4 protein-coding genes are annotated in these 3,049 nt (G+C 57.2%); 1 reads left to right on the top strand and 3 read right to left on the bottom strand.

The window, feature by feature from the left end; translation table 11 throughout:
• Nucleotides 1–1,131 precede the first annotated feature (1,131 nt).
• Nucleotides 1,132–1,497, bottom strand: coding sequence for a hypothetical protein (locus tag K2Y56_RS24730; protein ID WP_292514272.1), 366 nt, complete (start codon nucleotides 1,495–1,497; stop codon nucleotides 1,132–1,134).
• A gap of 153 nt (nucleotides 1,498–1,650) precedes the next feature.
• Here K2Y56_RS24730 and K2Y56_RS24725 point away from each other — a divergent pair, with 153 nt between their 5' ends.
• On the top strand, nucleotides 1,651–1,905 hold the full coding sequence (locus K2Y56_RS24725) for a hypothetical protein (RefSeq protein WP_292514271.1): 255 nt from the start codon (nucleotides 1,651–1,653) through the stop codon (nucleotides 1,903–1,905).
• 99 nt (nucleotides 1,906–2,004) lie between these two features.
• On the opposite strand, the gene K2Y56_RS24720 is transcribed toward K2Y56_RS24725, so the two are convergent.
• Nucleotides 2,005–2,436 carry a hypothetical protein gene (locus K2Y56_RS24720; protein WP_292514269.1) on the bottom strand — a complete coding sequence of 144 codons (432 nt, stop codon included), beginning with the start codon at nucleotides 2,434–2,436 and terminating at the stop codon, nucleotides 2,005–2,007.
• A 292-nt stretch (nucleotides 2,437–2,728) separates the two neighbouring features.
• Entirely contained in the window at nucleotides 2,729–2,950 is a 222-nt protein-coding gene (locus K2Y56_RS24715; protein WP_292514267.1) for a hypothetical protein, read from the bottom strand.
• Nucleotides 2,951–3,049: the final 99 nt, after the last annotated feature.

The following is a 3,049-nucleotide window of genomic DNA, read 5'->3' as shown; positions in this document are numbered from 1 at the left end:
TCACCGGCGCCCGTTTGCATGGCATCGCGCCCGATCCGGTCGATGAGCGAGATCTCGTGCTGTGTGAGGTGGCTGAGGTAGGGGCGCTCCCGCTCGGAAGGACCCGCGCCTTCACGCCGTCTCCCGCTCGTCTGGCTCATCGAGCCGCAGCAGGCTCACGCCGTCGGCCTCCAGCTTCTCCCGAAGTGCCCGACACAGCTACTCGGAGGTCGAATTCCGGTTCTGACGGGCTGCGGCATTCATCGCAGTGGCGATGCCCCTCTCGGCCTGGAAGCGGACTATTTCGGGGAAGGTCATGGAATGGGCAACGGACTGCTCGACATGGCTCCTCAAGTGCGGGGCTCAGGGTGTGCAGATCGTGCCTGATCAGCGTGTCGGTGAGATACGTCATTATTGCCGGTATTGGCGCGGCGTTCAGGTTCGAACGCTCATAGAATGGAGCGCGATCTATCGGTCAGGAGTCGCACGATGGGCGGCGAAGAAGACCCTGAGGACGTCGGCAAATTGAAAGGGCGGGTCATAGCGCTTGCCATTCTGCTGACCGTGCTCATCATCGGCTACGCGATCATCCTGATCAGGATCTGACTTTACCCCGTTTAGAGTGACGTGCAGGATCCAAAACTGAAGCTGACCTCAGTCTCGTACTCTGGATCCATTTGTGATCTGATGAACCTCATTCTTTTTAGATCAAGCGTTATGAAGTTTGTCGCAGTCTGGCACTTAATTGTGTTCAGCGATCTGTTCTTAATTTGACCGATACGAGATTTTCTGACACTCGTAGAACTCGGACCGTCCGGCTGATATTAAGCTTAGATATTCTCGATTAATGGCGAGCGAGAATGTTCGCTTGGCAACGTTTATGAAGCTGGTGCTGTTGTCTTCTTCTCCTCGTTTCAACGCCATCGCCAGGTCCTCCTTGCAGAGCATCGAGCTTTTGATTTGGGCGGAGGAGGGCCCTGTGCCGACAAGCAGAAGCGAGATGCAGACAAGCGTTCTCATAACGCAATCTTTGAAAGGCCAAGCGCGCACATGCGAGCATACTACGTAGTTTGCCTTAAAGGTCCTGTGGTTTCTTTTTATGTACGAAAGGCGCGGGCGAATTGTTCGCATCTGGACGGCTGAAGGGTCAGGTCAGCCAGTCAGTGCCCTTGATCGCCAGTTGTTCAGCAGTCCCTTAAGATCGGCTTGCGCGTAGTAGTCCACCACCGCGGGGCTGCTGCGGTTTCCGACGAGATAGCTTCTCAAGGACAGCAGGCCGTCGTTGAGGAGCATCCGCAGTGCGACGACGCCGACGACCCAGGGACCACCGCTAACACGCCTGCCGATCTGATGCTGCTCGCACCAAATCCGGATCATGCGAACGGACTTGCCAGCGATTTCAGCCTCAACCTCGATAGTGATGCCTTCGCGGCGCTCAAACTGGATCAGGCAATGGCTTTGGCTGAGCCGGATGGCCAATTGCTGGCACGTGTCGCAATCGCAGGCTTGGGTCTGCATCGGTACCCATTCCAACAGGGGCTTGGATGAACAGTGAGCGCTCGACTTCCGTCGTCGCGCAGAGGGTCAAAACCGTCGGCGCCGAGGCAGGTCGACGAGGACAAAAAGCGGCGTATCCTCTCGTCTGCTCCGACTGGAGCAAGGGAGGAAGAAATGTCTGCAAACTGGAAATCAGTTAAAGAGGACTTGGACTGGAGCCTCAACCAAGGCGAAGATGTAAAAGGCCGTCCTGAGCTAAAAGAAGCCTTCAGCAGAGGTGACTCTAGAGAGATGGCGCACGTAATTGAGGCGTATAAAATGGGGCAGAGAGAAAACCACAAAATCGCGAATTTTACACGGTGCGCCCATGAAGACGAAAAGCGCCTATACAATATAGGCCGAAAACTCATCGACCTAAAAGCTTCATAGTACAAGCTGGGGCGCTTTGTGGCGCCCCATCTGCCCTCGATTGTGGTTTGTTTTCATCTCGACCTTTTGTCACCAAGCAGCATGAAAGGCCTAGGGGTATTATAAGGCGAAAAGAGCGGCATCATATCGCCGGTGCGTGTCTTTATCATATTTGAGATATTGCGAGAAGATGAGGAACGGTTCAGCTGCCGAACTGTTTAGCTTCGTCGAAGAAAAGGAATTACCGTGAAAAATATTTTGAGCGCGTTCCTCCTCGTGATTGGAATGTTCGCCTCCGCTCCGTCCGTTGCGCAAACGATTGAGATTGGGCCTGGTGGCCCAAACGTTGATCTGCGTTCTCGTGGGCAGCGCGAGCGGGACATGAATCGTGAGGATGCTCGTCGCGATGACAGACGCGAGATGCGGCGTGAAATGCGCCGTCGTGATACCGAGGAAGACGAGGCGCCAGCCCCGCGTCGCAGGTATTGACGCAGCCGCGGGTTCCATGCGTCGCGCGATTGCCACGCCGCTGATCGGTGACAAGGTGGGCATGTCAGCCCATCATGCGTTCGAGGCGGACCATCACGCTGTCGAGGATGGTGTTAGCACCGGCTTCCCAGGTGGCGACGGACTGGCCGACGGGTAGCTCCTTCGGAAGGCTGGGACCGAACAGCTTGCGTTGGGCGCGGGAGCCAGGGAGAGGACGGCAACGAAATCGCCGTCCTTGCGCCTGAAGAATGGCTGGAAGCTTCGAGGTGCGGTCCAGACAGCGGACTTAACGCCGCCGCCTCTGGCTTTCGGGTCGGCGAACTGGCCTTCTGCATCGCGTTTCTGGTCGCGGTCGTCACCGAAACGACGGCCACGGGATGCCGCGGTCTTGAAGGAAGTTAGGGATCGGAAGGCTGGATCCTGAGGCGGTGACGACGTAGGAGAGCGCGGCCTTGTCGAGGTAGCCGCGCACGCCCTGGGTTATGGCGTCGTACCGGATGATGCCGGTCTGGTGTCTCAGGGCGTGGCGGACTTCGGTGCGGAGCTTGTCGGCTGCGTTGATGAGGTCTCGCTTCATCTCGCGCGGTGCGTTCTGACCGAGGTTGCGCAGATCGCGTGCGAATCCGTCGAGCCCTGCACCTCAGAGGGCGATCGTGATGCTTGTCATTGCTGACAG

Origin of the sequence: Methylobacterium sp., from assembly GCF_019745455.1 — a bacterium.
GTDB lineage: Bacteria > Pseudomonadota > Alphaproteobacteria > Rhizobiales > Beijerinckiaceae > Methylobacterium.
The sequence above is the reverse complement of the archived record's forward strand: the minus strand, read 5'-3'. Positions and strand labels throughout refer to the sequence as shown.